The sequence below is a fragment of the Kitasatospora sp. NPDC002040 genome (genome assembly GCF_040296785.1).
Taxonomy (GTDB): domain Bacteria; phylum Actinomycetota; class Actinomycetes; order Streptomycetales; family Streptomycetaceae; genus Kitasatospora.
This window is the reverse complement of the sequence record NZ_JBEOXV010000001.1, coordinates 765,099-781,804: the sequence shown is the minus strand read 5'-3', so window position 1 is coordinate 781,804 and position 16,706 is coordinate 765,099. Positions and strand designations below refer to the sequence as shown.

At 73.2% G+C, this 16,706-nt stretch carries 15 protein-coding genes; 3 read left to right on the top strand and 12 right to left on the bottom strand.

Going from position 1 to position 16,706, the window contains the following annotated elements:
- Positions 1 to 74: 74 nt before the first annotated feature.
- Genes ABT118_RS03770 through ABT118_RS03725 form a run of 10 tightly spaced genes read right to left on the bottom strand, consistent with a single transcriptional unit; the run spans position 75 to position 9,577 of the window.
- Positions 75 to 1,571, bottom strand: coding sequence for an NADH-quinone oxidoreductase subunit N (locus tag ABT118_RS03770; RefSeq protein ID WP_350644670.1), 1,497 nt, complete (start codon positions 1,569 to 1,571; stop codon positions 75 to 77).
- A gap of 40 nt (positions 1,572 to 1,611) precedes the next feature.
- Entirely contained in the window at positions 1,612 to 3,132 is a 1,521-nt protein-coding gene (locus ABT118_RS03765) for a complex I subunit 4 family protein (RefSeq protein ID WP_350644668.1), read from the bottom strand.
- Between the two features lie 28 nt (positions 3,133 to 3,160).
- Entirely contained in the window at positions 3,161 to 5,179 is a 2,019-nt protein-coding gene (locus ABT118_RS03760; protein WP_350644666.1) for an NADH-quinone oxidoreductase subunit 5 family protein, read from the bottom strand.
- Positions 5,176 to 5,520 carry an NADH-quinone oxidoreductase subunit NuoK gene (gene nuoK, locus ABT118_RS03755; protein WP_350644664.1) on the bottom strand — a complete coding sequence of 115 codons (345 nt, stop codon included), beginning with the start codon at positions 5,518 to 5,520 and terminating at the stop codon, positions 5,176 to 5,178. Before nuoK ends, ABT118_RS03760 begins: the two co-directional genes overlap by 4 nt.
- Positions 5,521 to 5,522: 2 nt before the next feature.
- A complete protein-coding gene (locus ABT118_RS03750; RefSeq protein WP_502884480.1) occupies positions 5,523 to 6,140 on the bottom strand; it encodes an NADH-quinone oxidoreductase subunit J family protein in 618 nt (205 codons plus the stop codon).
- 2 nt (positions 6,141 to 6,142) lie between these two features.
- Entirely contained in the window at positions 6,143 to 6,685 is a 543-nt protein-coding gene (locus ABT118_RS03745) for a NuoI/complex I 23 kDa subunit family protein (RefSeq protein ID WP_350644660.1), read from the bottom strand.
- On the bottom strand, positions 6,686 to 7,645 hold the full coding sequence (locus tag ABT118_RS03740; RefSeq protein ID WP_350644658.1) for a complex I subunit 1/NuoH family protein: 960 nt from the start codon (positions 7,643 to 7,645) through the stop codon (positions 6,686 to 6,688).
- Positions 7,642 to 8,562, bottom strand: coding sequence for an NADH-quinone oxidoreductase subunit C (locus tag ABT118_RS03735; protein WP_350644656.1), 921 nt, complete (start codon positions 8,560 to 8,562; stop codon positions 7,642 to 7,644). The genes ABT118_RS03740 and ABT118_RS03735 overlap by 4 nt, the downstream gene beginning before the upstream one ends.
- Positions 8,559 to 9,179 carry an NADH-quinone oxidoreductase subunit B gene (locus ABT118_RS03730; RefSeq protein ID WP_350644654.1) on the bottom strand — a complete coding sequence of 207 codons (621 nt, stop codon included), beginning with the start codon at positions 9,177 to 9,179 and terminating at the stop codon, positions 8,559 to 8,561. The genes ABT118_RS03735 and ABT118_RS03730 overlap by 4 nt, the downstream gene beginning before the upstream one ends.
- Positions 9,170 to 9,577, bottom strand: coding sequence for an NADH-quinone oxidoreductase subunit A (locus ABT118_RS03725; protein ID WP_350644652.1), 408 nt, complete (start codon positions 9,575 to 9,577; stop codon positions 9,170 to 9,172). Before ABT118_RS03725 ends, ABT118_RS03730 begins: the two co-directional genes overlap by 10 nt.
- Before the next feature lie 217 nt (positions 9,578 to 9,794).
- Between ABT118_RS03725 and ABT118_RS03720 the strand changes: the two genes are divergently transcribed.
- On the top strand, positions 9,795 to 10,940 hold the full coding sequence (locus ABT118_RS03720; protein WP_350645100.1) for a sensor histidine kinase: 1,146 nt from the start codon (positions 9,795 to 9,797) through the stop codon (positions 10,938 to 10,940).
- Positions 10,941 to 11,033: 93 nt separating this feature from the next.
- On the opposite strand, the gene ABT118_RS03715 is transcribed toward ABT118_RS03720, so the two are convergent.
- Positions 11,034 to 12,119: a S1C family serine protease gene (locus ABT118_RS03715; protein ID WP_502884479.1), complete on the bottom strand. Its 1,086-nt coding sequence runs from the start codon at positions 12,117 to 12,119 to the stop codon at positions 11,034 to 11,036.
- Between the two features lie 155 nt (positions 12,120 to 12,274).
- Between ABT118_RS03715 and galE the strand changes: the two genes are divergently transcribed.
- Positions 12,275 to 13,237, top strand: a complete 963-nt coding sequence (gene galE, locus ABT118_RS03710) for a UDP-glucose 4-epimerase GalE (protein ID WP_350644648.1) — start codon at positions 12,275 to 12,277, stop codon at positions 13,235 to 13,237.
- A 79-nt stretch (positions 13,238 to 13,316) separates the two neighbouring features.
- Here galE and ABT118_RS03705 read toward each other — a convergent pair whose 3' ends face one another.
- Complete coding sequence (locus ABT118_RS03705) at positions 13,317 to 15,527, bottom strand: outer membrane protein assembly factor BamB family protein (protein ID WP_350644646.1); 2,211 nt, start codon at positions 15,525 to 15,527, stop codon at positions 13,317 to 13,319.
- 363 nt (positions 15,528 to 15,890) lie between these two features.
- Between ABT118_RS03705 and ABT118_RS03700 the strand changes: the two genes are divergently transcribed.
- A complete protein-coding gene (locus tag ABT118_RS03700) occupies positions 15,891 to 16,532 on the top strand; it encodes a TetR family transcriptional regulator (protein ID WP_184918376.1) in 642 nt (213 codons plus the stop codon).
- The last annotated feature ends 174 nt before the right edge of the window (positions 16,533 to 16,706 follow it).

The following is a 16,706-nucleotide window of genomic DNA, read 5'->3' as shown; positions in this document are numbered from 1 at the left end:
TTCTGAAATCGTCCCTCTGCCAGGATCAACGGCAGGACGAGGCGGCTTCGTTCCCGGCACCGGCCGGAGCGGGGTCAGAACAGGGTGCCCGAGACCACCTGGAGCACCAGCTGCGGGGCCACCGAGAGCACGGCCGCGACCGAGGCGGTGAGGGCCAGGGTGGCCGTCAGCGGGCCCGGGATCCGGGTCCGGGGGGCCTCGGGAGCGGTGGCGAAGAGCTTGGCCGTCCAGGTGAGGTAGTAGTAGAGCGCGACCACCACGTTGACCGCCATCACCACCGCCAGCCAGCCGAGACCGGCGTCCACCGCCGCGCGGAAGACCACCACCTTGCCGAACAGGCCGACCACGCCCGGCGGCAGCCCGGCCAGGCAGAGCAGGAAGAAGGCCAGCGCGAGCGCGGCCCAGCGGTTGCGGGCGAACAGGCCCTGGAAGTCGTCCAGCCGGGAGTGCCCGGTGGCCGCGACCACGGCGAAGGCGCCGAGGTTCACCACGCCGTAGACCAGCGCGTACGCGACCGTGGCCCCGACCGGGTGGTCGTCACCGGCGTACCCGGCGGCGGCCAGCGGCACCAGCAGGTAGCCGGCCTGGCTGACGGAGGACCAGGCGAGCAGGCGGACCGCACCGTTGGGGGCGGCGGCGCGCTGGCGCAGCGCGGCCACGTTCCCGGCGGTCATGGTGACGGCGGCCAGCACCGCCAGCACCAGGCCCCAGGTGTGCCCGTACGGGCGGAACGCGACCGTGGTGACCAGGGCCAGACCGGCCAGGCCGGCGGCCTTCCCGACCACCGAGAGGTAGCCCGCGACCGGCACCGGGGCGCCGACGTAGGTGTCCGGCACCCAGAAGTGGAACGGCACGGCGGCGGTCTTGAAGGCGAAGCCGACCAGGGTCAGCACCGCCCCCGCCTCGGCCAGGTGCTTCAGCTGACCGGGCGCCGTGGTCAGCGCCTCGGCGATCGCGGACAGGTGCAGCGTGCCGGTCGCGGCGTAGACGAAGCTGACGCCGAGCAGCATCACGGCGGTGGCGGTGACGGAGGAGAGGAAGAACTTGAGCGCGGCCTCCGCGCCCCGGCCGTCCCGGCGCAGCGCGACCAGGGCGAAGGCGGGCAGCGAGGCCACCTCGAGCGCGACGATCAGGGTGGCCAGGTCCCGCGCGGCGGGCAGCAGGGCGGCCCCGGCGGCACTGCTGAGCAGCAGGAACCAGTACTCACCGGCGGGCAGCCCGTCCTTGTCGACGGTGTGCGCCGAGAGCAGCGCGGCGATCAGCGCACCGCCCAGCGCCAGCAGTTGGAAGGCCAGCGCGAAGTGGTCGGCCGTGTACGAGCAGCCGCCGTCGGCCAGGCAGAAGGTCGAGCGGGTGCCGGAGCCCAGCGCGAGCGGGAGCAGGGCGGCGAGCGCCGCCGTCAGCCCGCCGATCGCGAGCCAGGACAGCGCCTTCTTCTGACTCCCCTTCAAGAACAGATCGGCGACCAGCACCACCAGACCGGCCAGCGCCGCGACCAGCGGCGGCGCGATCGCCACCCAGTCGACGGACTGGACCAGGGTGCCCGGATCGGCGACGGCGAGAGGAGTCATGGCGGGCTGCCCCAGAAGGAGTGGAGTGGAGGCGGGCACGTCAGCCACCTCCGAGCAGGTGCTTGACGGCCGGGTCGGAGAGCCCGAGCAGCAGCGCGGGCCAGAGCCCGGCGACCACGGTGAGCGCGGCGAGCGGGGTCCAGCTGACCGCCTCGTACGCCTTCAGGTCGGCGATCTCGGGGCCGGTCTGCTTCGGGTCGCCCATGCAGACCCGCTTGACCACGACCAGCAGGTAGGCGGCGGTCAGCAGGGTGCCGAGGCCGGCCAGCACCAGGTAGGTGAGGAAGGCGGGGCGGGAGAGCCCGGCCGCCGGGTCGAAGGCGCCGTACATGGCGAGCAGTTCGCCCCAGAAGCCGGCCAGGCCGGGCAGGCCGAGGCTGGCCACGGCGGCGAAGGCGAGCAGCCCGCCGATCCTGGGCGCCCGGCCGTACAGCGCGGCGCCGGTGGCACCCGCGAGGGTGTCCAGGTCGGCGGTGCCGTAGCGGTCCTTGACCGCGCCGACCAGGAAGAACAGCAGGCCGGTGATCAGGCCGTGGCCGATGTTGGCGAACAGCGCGCCGTTCACCCCGGTCGGGGTGAGCGAGGCGATGCCGAGCAGCACGAAGCCCATGTGGCCGACCGAGGAGTACGCGATCAGCCGCTTGAGGTCGCCCTTGGCGCCCGGCCGGGCCAGCGCCAGGCAGGCCAGCGAGCCGTAGACGATGCCGACGGCGGCCAGTGCGCCCAGGTACGGGGCCAGCGTGGCGGTGCCGTCCGGGACCACCGGGAGCAGCACCCGGACCAGGCCGTACGTGCCCATCTTGAGCAGCACGCCGGCCAGCAGCACCGAGCCGACGGTGGGCGCGGCGGTGTGCGCGTCCGGCAGCCAGCTGTGCAGCGGGAAGGCCGGGGCCTTCACCGCGAGGCCGGTCAGGATCGCCAGCGCGGCGATCACCTGGGTGGTGCGGGTGAGGCCGCTGCCGTGCGCGGTGGCCAGCTGGGTCAGGTCGAAGGTGCCCGCCTGACTGCCGATCAGCAGGAAGCCGAGCAGCATCAGGGCCGAGCCGAACAGGGTGTACAGGATGAAGCGGTTGGCGGCGGGCACCTTGGCCCCGCTGCCCCAGCGGGCGATCAGGAAGTACATCGGGATCAGCACGATCTCGAAGGCCAGGAAGAACAGCACCAGGTCGAGCGCCACGAAGGTGGCCAGCATGCCGACCTCCAGCAGCAGCACCAGCCCGGTGAAGGCCCGGGCGCCGGGCCCGTCCGGCAGCCGCTTGGTGGAGTACACCGCGCAGAGGAAGGTGAGCAGCGCGGTCAGCACCAGCAGCGGCAGCGAGATGCCGTCCACCCCGAGGTGGAACCGGACCCCGATCGCCGGGATCCAGGCGGCGTCGGTGACGGCCTGCATCCGGGCGGGGGCGGAGTGGTCGAACCAGGCGGCCAGCGCGACGGTGCCCGCGAGCACCGCGCCGGTGGTGCCGACGCCGAGGCGGAGCGCGGCGCGCTCGCCGAGCGGGGCCAGGGTCAGGGCGGCGCCCAGCAGCGGGACGGCCAGGAGGGCGATGAGGAGCACGTTCACCGGCGGCCTCCGGAGTGGTGGGAGAGGGTCATGAGCCGACCGCCACCAGGACGGTGAGCACCACGACGGCGCCCAGCAGCACGCTCAGGTAGGTCTGCGCGTTGCCGGTCTGGCTCCGGCGGACCGCCCAACCGAGCAGGTTGGCGCCGAGGCCGGTGCCGCGGACGTAGGTCTCGACCACCTCGCGGTCCAGGAACCGGACCAGCTGCGCGGCGGCCAGGGTCGGACGGACGAACAGCGCGCTGTACAGCCGGTCCACGTGGAAGCCGTGCAGGGCCGGGCCGAACAGCGGCCCGAGCAGCAGTCGGCCGGGGTCGGCCGGGGGCTTGGGGCGGACGGCGGTCAGGGTCTCGGCGGCGGGCGGGCCCGCCTGCTCCGGCACCCGGCGGGCCGCCGCGGCGGCCCGGGCGGTGACGGAGCGCCAGGCGCCGTACCCGATCAGGGCGCCCGCCAGGGCCAGCCCGGTGCCGATCACGGCGGTCCCGGTGGACGGGCGGAGCGAGCCGCCGTCCAGCAGTGCGGGCAGCCAGTCCGAGCGGAGGCCGAACAGGCCGAAGGCCATGGTCGGAACCGCCAGCACCCAGAGCGGCCAGCGCATCGCGGGCGGCTCGGACTGGGCCGGGTCGGCGGCGTCGATCTCGGCGGAGTACGGGGCGTCCGGGGTGTCCGGCAGCGCCACCGGCGAGCTGTGGAAGGCCAGCAGCCAGAGCCGGGCGGCGTACGCGGCGGTGAGCAGCGCGGTCAGCCCGGCGGCGACCAGGACGATCCAGCCGGCCGCGGACGGCACGGCGGAGGCCGGGCCGAGGCCGTTGGTCAGGGCCTCGCCGGTGGCGGCGTGCTCGGCGGCGGTGAGCACCGCCTCCTTGCTGAAGAAGCCGGAGAACGGCGGCAGCCCGATCAGGGCGACCAGCGCGATGCCGGTGGTCCAGTAGGCGTCCGGCACCTTCTTGCGCAGTCCGGGCATCCGGGCCATCGCGCTGAGCGAGTTGGTGTGCGCGGCGTGGATGACCACACCGGCGGCCAGGAACAGCAGCGCCTTGAAGGCGCCGTGGCTGACCAGGTGGAACACGGCGGCCTGCCGGTCCCCGGCGGCCAGCGCGCCCGCCATGTAGCCGAGCTGACCCACCGTCGAGTAGGCCAGCACCCGCTTGAGGTCGTCCTGGGCCAGCGCGCAGAGCGCGGAGCCGACCATGGTGACGGCCGCCATCACGGCGAGCACCACCAGCGCGGCGCCCGAGGCCAGGAAGACCGGCAGCAGCCGGGCCACCAGGTAGATGCCGGCCGCCACCATGGTGGCGGCGTGGATCAGCGCGGAGACCGGCGTCGGGCCGGCCATCGCGTCGGGCAGCCAGGTGTGCAGCGGGAACTGGGCGCTCTTGCCCGCGACGCCCGCGAGCAGCAGCAGCGCGGTCAGGGTGGGGTGCGAGAGCTGTCCGTCGGTGGCGGCCTTCAGCACGCCCCCGATCCGGAACGTCCCGGCGTCCGCGCCGAGCAGGAAGATGCCGATCAGGAACGGGACGTCGCCGAGCTTGGTGACCAGGAAGGCCTTGAGCGAGGCGGAGCGGGCGTCGGCGGTCTCCCAGTGGTGGCCGATCAGGAAGTACGAGCAGATGCCCATCACCTCCCAGCCGACCAGCAGCACCACCAGGTCGCCGGAGTAGACGACCAGGAACATCGCCGCCGTGAACAGCGAGACCAGCGCCGCGTACGAGGGGTAGCGCGGGTCGTCCTTGAGGTAGGCGGTCGAGTACACCTGCACACAGGTGGCGACCAGGCCGACCAGGACCGAGATCAGTGAGCTGAAGCCGTCCAGGTGCAGCGCGAGCGAGAGCTCGGGGCCGCCGGTCGGGGCCAGCCGGGTGGCGGCGTCCAGGCTCTGGCCGGTGCCGAGCTGGAGCGCGACCACCAGGGCGAGCACGGCCGAGGCGGCCACCGGCAGGATCGCCAGCGGCCGGGTCAGACCGGGGGCGCGCTTTCCGGTGGCCAGCGCGGCGGCGGCGCCGAGCGCGGGCAGCACCGGGACCAGGACGGGGAGGGCGAGGTTCATGCGACGGCCTCAGCTGACGTGTCGTCGTCTTCCGCCGGGTCGCCGAGCGCGGTGATCCGGTCGATGTCGGCGGTGCGGCGGGTGCGGAAGACCAGCAGCACGATGGCCAGGCCGAGGCCGATCTCGGCGGCGGCCAGCGTGATGGTGAAGAGGGTGAGCGCCTGGCCGCCGTGCAGGGCGTCCCGGAGCCAGACGTCGAAGGCGACCAGGTTGAGGTTGACGGCGTTGAGCATCAGCTCGACCGACATCAGCACCAGCACGGTGTTGCGGCGGGCGAGGACGCCGTAGACGCCGATCGCGAAGAGCAGCGCGGCCAGGACGGCGGGGTAGGCGAGGTGCATGGTCAGCGCTCCCTGGGGGTGCCGACGGGCTTGCCCGCACGGAGCTTGCCGGGGCGGGGCTTCGGCTTGTTCCCGCCGTCACGGCGGGACAGCACGATCGCGCCGACCAGCGCGGCCAGCAGCAGCACCGAGAGCGCCTCGAACGGCAGCACCCAGTGCCGGAACAGGTACTCGCCGGTGGCCCTGGCGCTGCCCGCGCCGGCGCCGAGGTCGATCCAGGAGGTGCGGAACGCGTCCACCACCAGGGTCACCAGGGTGGCCGCGGTGCCCAGGCCGACGGCCAGCGCGGCCCACCGGTTGCCGGAGTCGGCGTCCGGGGAGCGGCCGATCGGGGCCTTGGTCAGCATCAGGCCGAACAGCACCAGCACCACCACCGAGCCGAGGTAGATCAGCACCTGCACCCAGGCGATGAACTCGGCGGTGAGCAGCAGGAACTCCACCGCCAGCCCGCCGAGCGCGACCACCAGCCAGAGCGCGGCGTGCACCAGCTGACGGGTGGTCACGGTGAGCACGGCGGCGCCGAGCACGGCGAGGCCGACCAGCAGGAAGACGATCTCCACCCCGGTCGGGGAGAGGAAGGAGCGGGCGGCCGGTTCCAGCGGCCCGGCGGCGGCGAGCAGGCTCACGACGCGTCACCCTTCAGCTGGGCGGCGTGGGCCTTGTCCGCGGCCTTGCGGGCCATCGCGATCTCCTTGGGCTCCTCGGCCGCCGGGTCGAGCGCGGGCGGTGCGGGCACCGTCCACATCCACTCCCGGAGCCGGTCCCGCTCGTGGGTCAGCTCCAGGATGTCGGTCTCCGCGTACTCGAACTCCGGCGACCAGAACAGCGCGTCGAACGGGCAGACCTCGATGCAGATACCGCAGTACATGCAGAGCGAGAAGTCGATCGCGAACCGGTCCAGCACGTTGCGGGTGCGGGCCCGGGCGTTCGGGTCGGCGGCGGGCAGCGTCTCCTTGTGGGAGTCGATGTAGATGCACCAGTCCGGGCACTCGCGGGCGCAGAGCATGCAGACCGTGCAGTTCTCCTCCAGCAGCGCGATCACGCCCCGGGTCCTGGGCGCGAGGTCGGGCTGCACCTCGGGGTACTGCGCGGTGACGGTCTTCTTGGTCATGGTGCGGAGCGTGACGGCGAGGCCCTTGGCCAGGCCGGAGCCGGGAAGCTTCATTTAGGAGATCGCCACCTTCACGATGCCGGTGAGGGCGAGCTGGCCCAGGGCGAGCGGGATCAGCACGGTCCAGGCGAACTTCATCAGCTGGTCCTCCCGGAGCCGGGGGTAGGTGACCCGGAGCCAGATCACCACCAGGGCGAGGGCGAAGGTCTTCAGCAGGGTCCAGAGCCAGCCCAGCTGGTCCGGCAGCGGACCGTGCCAGCCGCCCAGGAAGAGCACCGTGGTGAGCGCGCAGACCACCAGGATCCCGGCGTACTCGGACAGCAGGAAGAACGCGAACCGGATACCGGTGTACTCGGTGTACGCGCCGAAGATGATCTCGGAGTCGGCCACCGGCATGTCGAACGGCGGCCGCTGCAGCTCGGCCAGGCCGGCCACGAAGAAGACGAAGGCGCCGACGATCTGCCACGGCACCCACCACCACTGGAACTGCTCCAGCATCGCGGGCAGCGAGAGGGTGCCGGCCGCCATCGCGGCGGAGGCGGCCGCGAGCAGCATCGGCAGCTCGTACGCCATCAGCTGGGCGGCCGTGCGCAGCCCGCCGAGCAGCGAGAACTTGTTGGCCGAGGCCCAGCCCGCCATCAGCGAGCCGAGCACCCCGATGCCCATCACGGCGAGCACGAAGAAGATCCCCGCGTCGATCGCCTGTCCGACGAAACCGTTCGGCCCGACCGGGATCGCCAGCAGCACCACCAGGTACGGCAGCAGGGCGACGGCGGGCGCCAGCTGGAAGACCCGGCGGTCGGCCTCGGCCGGGACCACGTCCTCCTTCTGGACGAACTTCACGCCGTCGGCCACCAGTTGGGCCCAGCCGTGGAAGCCGCCCGCGTACATCGGGCCGAGCCGGCCCTGCATGTGCGCCATCACCTTGTGCTCGGTCTGGCCGATCACCAGCGGGAGCACCAGGAAGACCGCCAGTGCCGCGACGCAGCGCAGCAGCATTTCCAGGAAGGTCATGCGCCGTCTCCGTCCTTCGGCTCGGGCTCGGTCGCCGCGGGGGGGACCGCCGGGGCGCCGGGGCCGCCGCTGACCGGGGGCGCCGGGGGTGCCGGCGGTGCCGACGGTTCGTCAGCGGTGGCCGGGACCGGGTTGTGCCAGGGTGCGTCCGCGGACTGGGTGCGCGCCGGGCGGGGCCGCTCGACCGGGGCGGGGGCGCCCTCGGCCTGGCTGACCGAGCCGTCGCTGATGCTGCGGGAGCGGCGCGGACGGGGCGCGGGTGCGCCCTCCGCCGCTTCGGCCGCCGGGCCGGCCGCCGCCGCTGCCGCACGCGGGGTGCGGGCGGCCCGGGCCGGGCGCTCGGCGATCGCGGGCAGGGTGCCCTTGAGCGGGCCCCACTCGTTCGGGTCGGGGACGCCCGGGGGCTGCATCTTGCGCCGCGCCGGTCCGTCGCCCTCGCTCTCGCCGGGCTCCTTGGCGCCGGGCCAGGCCTTGGCCACCCGGGCCGCGAGCACGAACTCCTTGCGCAGCGGGTGGCCCTCGAAGCCGTCCGGCAGCAGCAGGGTGACCAGGTGCGGGTGGCCGGTGAAGTCGATGCCGAACATCTCCGCGGTCTCCCGCTCGTGCCAGCCGGCCCCGGCGTAGACGCCGACGGCGGTCGGCAGCGCGGCGGCGCCCCGGGGGACCTTGGTGCGCACCAGCAGGTGGCGCACCGGGCCCGAGCCGGCGTCGGCGAGGTGGGCGGCGACCGAGAAGCCGTCGGCCAGTTCGTCGACGGCGCTCAGCCAGTCGAAGTAGGTGAGGCCGAGGGTGTCCCGGGCCGCGGTCAGCGCCTCGATCCAGTGCTCGGCGGGTACGTCCACGGTGAGCAGGTCGTACGCCTCGGCCGCAGTGGCCCACGCGCCGATCGCCCCGGCGGTGGTCTGGGGGTCCGTCACTTCTCGCCCGCCTCCGGCCCGGCCACCAGCGGTCGCCGCAGCGCGGCGGCGGGCGCCGCGTACCGCTGCGGCAGCGACTCCGCCGCGATCTTCTCCTGCAGCTTGAGGATGCCCTGCAGCAGCGCCTCCGGGCGCGGCGGGCAGCCCGGCACGTAGACGTCGACCGGGATGATCTGGTCGACGCCCTTCGTGACGGAGTACGAATCCCAGTACGGGCCACCGGAGTTGGCGCAGGCGCCGAACGAGATCACGTACTTCGGCTCGGGCATCTGCTCGTACAGCCGCTTCACGGCGGGGGCCATCTTGTCCGTCACGGTGCCCGAGACGATCATCAGGTCGGCCTGCCGGGGACCGGGGGCGAACGGGATCACGCCCATCCGGATGAAGTCGTGCTTGGCCATCGAGGCGGCGATGAACTCGATCGCGCAGCAGGCCAGTCCGAAGTTGAAGCACCAGAGGCTGTACCGGCGGCCCCAGTTGAGCACCACCTTGACCGGGTCCGGCGCCAGCCGGGCCAGCGGGCCGAGCCGGGCCGGCTCCACCGCACCGGGCTTGGCCGGGTCGGGCAGGCCCAGCGGGATCGGGCCCCCGGTGCCGTGCGCGTGCGTCACGTCCATTCCAGAACGCCCTTCTTCCAGGCGTAGAGCAGCCCGACCGCGAGGAAGCCGATGAAGACGAACATCTCCACCAGCGTGGCCATCCCGAACCCGGCGGCGGCGAACACGGTCGCCCACGGGAACAGGTAGATCGCGTCGACCGCGAAGATCACGTAGAGGAAGGCGTAGACGTAGTACCGGACCTGGGTGTGCGCCCAGCCCGCGCCGACCGGGTCGACGCCGCACTCGTAGGCGAGCAGCTTCTCCGGCGAGTGGACCACCGGCCGGAGCAGGCGGTTGGCGGTGAAGGACACCGCGACGAACAGCACACCGACGACCGCGAGCAGGCCCACCGCCGCGTAGGCGTCGAAGTAGCCACCACCCACGGCAGGGTCGGCAGCGGCCAGCTGCCCCTCCATGCGTTCGCCTCCCGGTGCACCGCTGGTTCACACGTCCATAACCGTCAAGGCGTGAGTCTAAGTGCAGCACCCTGCTCCCCCGACACCCCGCCCGACCCGCAAGACGCTCCGGTGGTGGGGATATCCCCACCACCGGAATGCCAACTGCCCCCATGGTCCCGAGCCGGTCCGAGCAGCGATGCTGGCCACAGGAGTTCTACGAGAGGCTTGGTGCGTGATGAAGGAGACCCCGGACCGACCCCCGCTCTACGGGGCGCAGCTCTGGCGGCAGGTGCAGCACCTGCTGCTCAACCTGCCGCTCGGGGTGGCCGGGTTCGCCTTCACGGTCGTGGTGCTGACCACCGGCATCGGGCTCGCGGTCACGGTGCTCGGGCTGCCGCTGCTGGCCGCCGGGCTGGCCGGCTGCCGCTGGTTCGGGGGGCTCGCGCGCCGCCGCTGCGCGCTGGTGCTCGGCACCGGGGCGGGCGACGCGGCACCGGTGCAGGCCACCCGTCCGGGCGTGATGGGCTGGGTGACGGCCGTCCTGACGGACGGTCTGGGCTGGCGCTCGGCGCTCTACGCGATCCTGCTGCTGCCCTGGGGGATCATCAGCTTCGCCCTCACCCTGGTCCTGCTGGTGGTCGGCTGGCCGGTGCTGCCGTGGGCGATGCGGTTCCTGTTCGCGGTGGACCGGATGCTGGTGGACAGCCTGGCCGGTCCGAACGCGCTCTCCGAGCGGGTCCGGGAGCTGGAGGACGACCGCGGCACCGTGGTCGACACCGCCGCCGCCGACCTGCGCCGGATCGAGCGCGACCTGCACGACGGGGCGCAGGCCCGGCTGGTCGCGCTGGCGATGGACCTCGGCCTGGCCAAGGAGAAGCTCACCGAGGACCCGGAGGCGGCCGCCCAGATGGTCGGCGCCGCCCACGGCGAGGTCAAGCTCGCCCTGCAGGAGCTCCGCGACCTGGCCCGGGGCATCCACCCGGCCGTCCTGACGGACCGTGGGCTGGACGCGGCACTCTCCGCGGTGGCCGCCCGCTGCACCGTCCCCGGCGGGGTCACCGTCCACGTCGACCTGCCGGACCGGCCGGACTCGGCGGTCGAGGGCATCGCCTACTTCACCGTCAGCGAGCTGCTCACCAACGTCTCCAAGCACGCCGGTGCCCGCACCGCCACGGTCGAGGTCTGGCGGGCCGCCGACCGCCTGATGCTCCGGGTCGAGGACGACGGCAGGGGCGGGGCCGGCTCCTACCCGGGCAGCGGTCTGGCCGGCCTGTCCGAGCGGATCGGCGCGGTGGACGGCGTCCTCCTGCTCGACAGCCCGGCCGGCGGCCCGACCACGGCCACCGCCGAACTCCCCTGGCGCACCCGCGCCCAGCGCTGACCGCAGCACCGGACCGGGCCCGGCGGTCGCACCCCCCTTGCGCGGTGGGTGGACGGCCGGGCCCGGTGGTCTCCGGTGCTGCGGTCTCCGGTGCTACAGACTGCCGAGGGTGACCTCGGCCGTCTTGGTCTCGCCCTCGCGCTGGTAGGTCACGGTGACCTTGGCGCCGGGCTGGAGCGCGGCCAGGGCGGTGGTGAGTCCGTTCAGCGTGGTGACGGCGGTGTCGCCGACCTTGGTGATCACGTCGCCGGGCTGGAGCCCGGCCGAGGCGGCGGGACCGCCCGCGGTGACCGAGACGACCACCGCGCCCGCGGGCTGGAAGTCGGAGTTGAAGTACGTGCGGGCGGAGATCCCGAGTGCGGCCCGGCCGGAGTTGGAGACCTTGCCGTCCTTGATCAGCTGGTCGGCGATGTTGGTGATGGTGGCGGCCGGGATGGCGAACCCGATGCCGGGGGCGGCGCTGCCGTTCATGTCCGGGTCGGTGGCGGCCAGGGTGTTGATGCCGATCACCTGGCTGGACAGGTTGACCAGGGCGCCGCCGCTGTTGCCGGGGTTGATCGCGGCCGAGGTCTGCACCATGTTGCCGATGGTGGCGCCCGGCGAGTCACCGCCCTTGGGCTCGGAGACGGTCCGGCCGGTGGCCGAGACGATGCCCTGGGTGACGCTGGAGGAGAGGCCGAGCGGGCTGCCCATCGCGAGCGTGATCTGGCCGACCTCGACCTTGCCGGAGTCGCCGAAGGTGGCCGGCTTGAGTCCGCTCGGCGGGCTGTTGAGCTTGACCACCGCGAGGTCGGACTCGGGATAGCTGCCGACCAGGGTCGCCTCCAGCGCCTTGCTGCTGTTGGGCAGCGTCACGGTGAAGGTCTTGGCGTTGCCGACCACATGGGCGTTGGTGACGATGTTGCCCTTGGTGTCGTAGACGATGCCCGAGCCGAGCCCGGTGGCGGTGGTGATCTGCACCACCGAGGGCAGCACGTTGGCGATCACCTTCTGGTAGTCGTCCTGGAGCTGGTTGCCGCTGGACGGCGCCGGGGCGGAGGAGCTGCCGGACGGGGTCCCGGAGGCACCCGCCGAGGAGCTGCCGCCACTGCTGCAGCCGGTGACCAGCGTCGCGGCCAGCACCAGCGCGGCCCCGGAGAGCAGCAGGCGGGGCCCGGTCGGTCGGGGGCCCGCCGGGATCGGACGGGTGGGTTCCTTCTTCGGGTGCACCTGGACATCCTCCGGTTCCGTATGCGAGCAGCATTCGGCAGCATTGCACCGATATGTCCGCATATGGGGAACCGACGCGCCGTCACCCTCCGGGCCCTGACGGCAGGCCGCATAGGATTTCCGGCATGACCTGGTTGATCACCGGCGGAGCCGGTTACATCGGCGGACACGTCCTGCAGCAGCTCGTCGCCGCCGACGTACCGGTGGTCGTCCTGGACGACCTCAGCAGCGGCTCACCGGACCGGCTCCCGGACGGCGTCCCGCTGGTGGTCGGCTCCACCCTGGACCGGGCCCTGCTGGACACCGTGGTCCGGCAGCACCGGGTCACCGGCGTGGTGCACATCGCCGCCAAGAAGCAGGTCGGCGAGTCGGTCGCCGAACCCCTGCGCTACTACCGGGAGAACCTCACCGGTCTGCAGACCGTGCTGGAGGCCGCCGTGGCGGGCGGGGCCCGGAAGGTGGTCTTCTCCTCCTCCGCCGCGGTCTACGGCACCCCCGACGCCGACCTGGTCACCGAGGCCACCCCCTGCGCCCCGATCAACCCCTACGGCGAGACCAAGCTGGCCGGCGAGTGGCTGGTCCGCTCCGTCGGCCGGGCGCACGGCCTCTCCACCGCCTCGCTCCGCTACTTCAACGTGGCCGGCACCTCCTCGCCCCGGCTGGCCGACGACGGCGTCTCCAACCTGGTCCCGATGGCGTTCCAGCGGCTGACCGACGGTCAGGCCCCGCTGGTCTTCGGTGACGACTACGACACCCCCGACGGCACCTGCGTCCGCGACTACATCCACGTCGCCGACATCGCCGCCGCCCACGTCGCCGCCGTGCACCGGCTGGACGCCGCCGCCGAACCGCTCTCGCTCACCCTCAACATCGGCCGCGGCGAAGGCGTCTCGGTCGCCGAGATGCTCGCCGTGATCGCCCGCGTCACCGGCAACCCCACCCCGCCCCGGGTCACCCCCCGCCGCCCCGGCGACCCCGCCCGGGTCGTGGCCGCCGCCGACCTGATCCACCGCGAACTCGACTGGAAGGCCCAGCACGACATCGAGTCGATGGTCACCTCCGCCTGGGCCGCCTGGCAGCAGCGCTAGGCGCCAGGTCCGGAAGCCAGGGGCTCGCCGGACGTCCTCGCCGTTCCCCGAGCCCCTGGCTGCGCCGTCGCCGAGCGGATCAGTTGGGCACCGCCGTGCCGTAGAAGGCGTCCAGGGCGTAGACGCAGCGGTCCTTGCTGCCGACGAAGACCCGCCCGCCGACGGCCACCGGGGAGCCGGTGAGCTCGCCCTTGGTGCCGAGCTCCCAGCGGAGCTGACCGGTGGTCAGGTCGAGGGTGTGCAGCGAGTGGTCCCGGCTGCCCAGGTGGACCAGCCCGTCGGCGACGGCCGGGGAGCCGACCAGCTCGCCCCGCGCGCTGTAGCGCCAGCGCTCCCGCCCGGACCCGGTGTCGAAGGCGTGCAGGGTGTCCCCCGCACCGACCAGCGCGGTGCCGTTGGCGAGCACCACCGGCTCCGACCCCTGCCGGCTGCCGGTCCGCCCGCGCCAGCGGTCCCGCCCGGTCGCGGCGTCCAGCGAGTAGACCGTCCCCAGGTAGTCGGCGACGTACACCGCCCCGCCGTCGACCGCCGGCGGGGTGAAGAGCACCACCGCCGCCTCGAACCGCCACCGCTCCGCCCCGGTCGCGGCGTCCAGGGCGTAGACCCGGGTGCCGGAGGTCAGGTAGAGCGTCCCGCCGAGCTCGACCGGCCGGGAGGGGACGTTCTCGCCGACCTGGAAGGCCCAGCGCAGCCGCCCGCCGCGCGGGTCGACGCAGCGCAGCCGCCCGCCGCCGTAGTAGTACGCCGAGCCGGCCACCAGCGCGGGGCCCGACTGCGGGTTCTCGTAGTCCTGCTGGGCGTCGTCGGCCCGCCACAGCTCGGCGCCGCTGGCGGCCGAACGGAGCTGTACGCCACCGCCCCTGATGCCGCAGCAGAGCACGCCGTCGGCGGCGTCCAGCGAGTAGACCCAGCCGTCCAGCGAGTTGCGCCAGCGCTCGGTGCCGTCGGCCACGTCGACGGTGTAGAGGTGCGGGCCGTCGGCGGCGTGCACCCGGCCGGCGTCGACGGCCAGGGCCCAGGCCACGTCGCGGGTCTTGTAGCGGCGCTGCCCGGAGCCGATGTCGAGGGCGTGCACCTCGAAGCTGGAGACGAAGAGGGTGTCCGCGGCGACCACGGGGGTGCCCCAGACGTCGTTGGACATCCGGAACCGCCACGGGCGCCACCGGGGCGCGGGCGGGGCCGGCGGGGCGGCCCGGCGGACCCAGTCGGTGCCGGGTGCGGCCTCTCCGGTGACGGCCGCGGGCTCGGCCCGCGGCCCGGGCCCTATCGGCACCGCAGCACCGGCCAGCCGGATCTCCCCGGCCACCGGGGCCCGGCGTTCGGCGATCTTCTCGGTGACCACCGAGGCCGGCCCCGGCGGCTGCGGCGGAACCACCGGCGGCGGGGGCGGCGGGACGGTCCTGCGGCCGCGCTTCTGCTCGATCAGGTCGAGGGCGCGGGGCGGCAGCCAGTCCCCGGCCTCGCCGGCCGCGTCGTCCCGGGAGAACAGGTGCGGGGCCAGCTCGGCCTGGATCTGCGCGGGCGTCGGCCGGGTCTCCTGCGCGGGCCGCATACAGGCGTGCACCAGGTCGGCCAGCTCCACCGGCAGACCGGACAGGTCGGGCTGGTCGCGCAGCAGTTGGAAGACCGTCTCCACCGGGTTGGCGCCCCGGTAGGGGGCATGGCCGGTGGCGCAGAACACCAGCAGCGAGCCGAGCGAGTAGACGTCGCTGGCGCCGGTGACGCTGCGGCTGTCCTTGGCCTGCTCCGGCGACATGTAGGCCGGGGTGCCGACCGCGACGTTGGTCATGGTGAGCCGGGAGCTGGAGACCCCGGCGGCGATGCCGAAGTCGATCACCCGGGGGCCGTCCTCGACCACCAGCACGTTGGACGGCTTGAGGTCGCGGTGCACCAACCCGGCCGCGTGGATGGACTGCAGGGCCTCGGCGATGCCCGCCACCAGCCACCGGACGGCGTCCACCGGCAGCGGCCCGCAGTGCCCGATCAGCTCCTCCAGCGAGGGTGCGGGCACGTACGCGGTGGCCAGCCACGGCACCGCGGCGTCCGGGTCGGCGTCCACCACGGCGGCGGTGTAGAAACCGCCCACCGTCTTGGCCGCCGCGATCTCCCGGGCGAACCTGACCCGGAACAGCTCGTCCTCGGCCAGCTCCCCCCGGACCGTCTTGATCGCCACCCGCCGACCGGCACCGGAGCGCGCCAGGTAGACCAGGCCCATCCCGCCCGCACCGAGCCGCCCGAGCACCTCGAAGGGCCCGATCCGCCTCGGATCGTGCGCTGAAAGCTGGTCCACTCCGCTGCCACCTCCCCGTCCTGCCGCCACCCGGTCGGGGTGCGCCGCCCCTGATTCTCCAATGCCCGCCCCGCCTGATCCAATCTCCCCCGCCGCCGGGCGAATCGGCCCTGCTGAGGGCCTGCGCCGCCGCGCGGCGCCGGACCGGAACTGACGGACCGACGGCTCCGGGCCCCGGTGGTCACTCTGTGCGACCCGACCATCCCTCAGCCGACACCCCGTCACGCTGGGGCTCCGTCAGATCACGGGGGGGCACCGTTCAACCACGGCGCTCCTGAATATCCGTCGGCTCACCCCACCCCGGCTGGAGTAATAGTCACATCACCGAATCGCGCCAAGATCGTGCCACGGTAAGCTGACGGCATGACAGGACAAGTTCGCACCGTCGACGGTCGCGTCGCCGGGCGACGCGGACAGGAGACGCGGCAGAAGCTGCTCGACTGCCTCCGCGAGATGCTCAGCACGTCGCCTTACCGGGACGTCAAGGTCATCGACGTCGCCCGTATGGCGGGTACCTCCCCCGCGACCTTCTACCAGTACTTCCCGGATGTCGAGGGCGCCGTCCTCGAAATCGCCGAGGAAATGGCCGAGGACAGCGTGGAGCTCAAGGAGCTCCTCGATGGAAAGTCCTGGGCGGGAAAGACCGGCTTCACCACGTCGGAAGACCTGGTGGACGGATTTCTCGCCTTCTGGCGCAAGAACGATGCCATTCTCCGAGTGGTCACTCTCGGTGCAGCCGAAGGGGACAAGCGGTTCTTCAAGATCCGCATGAAGGTCCTCAACTCGGTCGCCGGGCCGCTCGGCGAAGCCATCAAGGCCAACCAGGCCAAGACCGACAAGTCGGTCGATCCGGCCGCTCTCTCCGGGTCCCTGGTCTCGCTCCTCGCCTCGGCGGCGGAGCATTCCAAGGCCTTCACCGCCTGGGGCGTGAAGGTCAAGGACCTCAAACCCAACCTCGCCCTCCAGGTCTACCTGGGTGTGACGGGCAAGAAGCCGCCCAAGTAACCCACCCGTCCACCCCGCGTGCTCCGTCCCGGTTTCCTGTCCGGGACGTGTCGGACGGCGGCCGTGTCCTCGGGGGAGGTTCGCCGACGTTGACCGCGCAGCACGCACAAACCCACGAAGGGGCGGCCCACAGCGGGCCGCCCCTTCGGCGTGTGCAAGCAGTGCGGCGGGAAC

Excerpts from the sequence above, each read along its gene's own strand:
- ABT118_RS03770 (WP_350644670.1), bottom strand. The coding sequence starts at position 1,571 with ATGACTCCTCTCGCCGTCGCCGATCCGGGCACCCTGGTCCAGTCCGTC.
- ABT118_RS03760 (WP_350644666.1), bottom strand. The coding sequence starts at position 5,179 with ATGAACCTCGCCCTCCCCGTCCTGGTCCCGGTGCTGCCCGCGCTCGGC.
- nuoK (WP_350644664.1), bottom strand. The coding sequence starts at position 5,520 with ATGCACCTCGCCTACCCCGCCGTCCTGGCCGCGCTGCTCTTCGCGATC.
- ABT118_RS03745 (WP_350644660.1), bottom strand. The coding sequence starts at position 6,685 with ATGAAGCTTCCCGGCTCCGGCCTGGCCAAGGGCCTCGCCGTCACGCTC.
- ABT118_RS03740 (WP_350644658.1), bottom strand. The coding sequence starts at position 7,645 with ATGACCTTCCTGGAAATGCTGCTGCGCTGCGTCGCGGCACTGGCGGTC.
- ABT118_RS03730 (WP_350644654.1), bottom strand. The coding sequence starts at position 9,179 with ATGGACGTGACGCACGCGCACGGCACCGGGGGCCCGATCCCGCTGGGC.
- ABT118_RS03725 (WP_350644652.1), bottom strand. The coding sequence starts at position 9,577 with ATGGAGGGGCAGCTGGCCGCTGCCGACCCTGCCGTGGGTGGTGGCTAC.
- ABT118_RS03720 (WP_350645100.1), top strand. The coding sequence starts at position 9,795 with ATGAAGGAGACCCCGGACCGACCCCCGCTCTACGGGGCGCAGCTCTGG.
- galE (WP_350644648.1), top strand. The coding sequence starts at position 12,275 with ATGACCTGGTTGATCACCGGCGGAGCCGGTTACATCGGCGGACACGTC.
- ABT118_RS03700 (WP_184918376.1), top strand. The coding sequence starts at position 15,891 with ATGACAGGACAAGTTCGCACCGTCGACGGTCGCGTCGCCGGGCGACGC.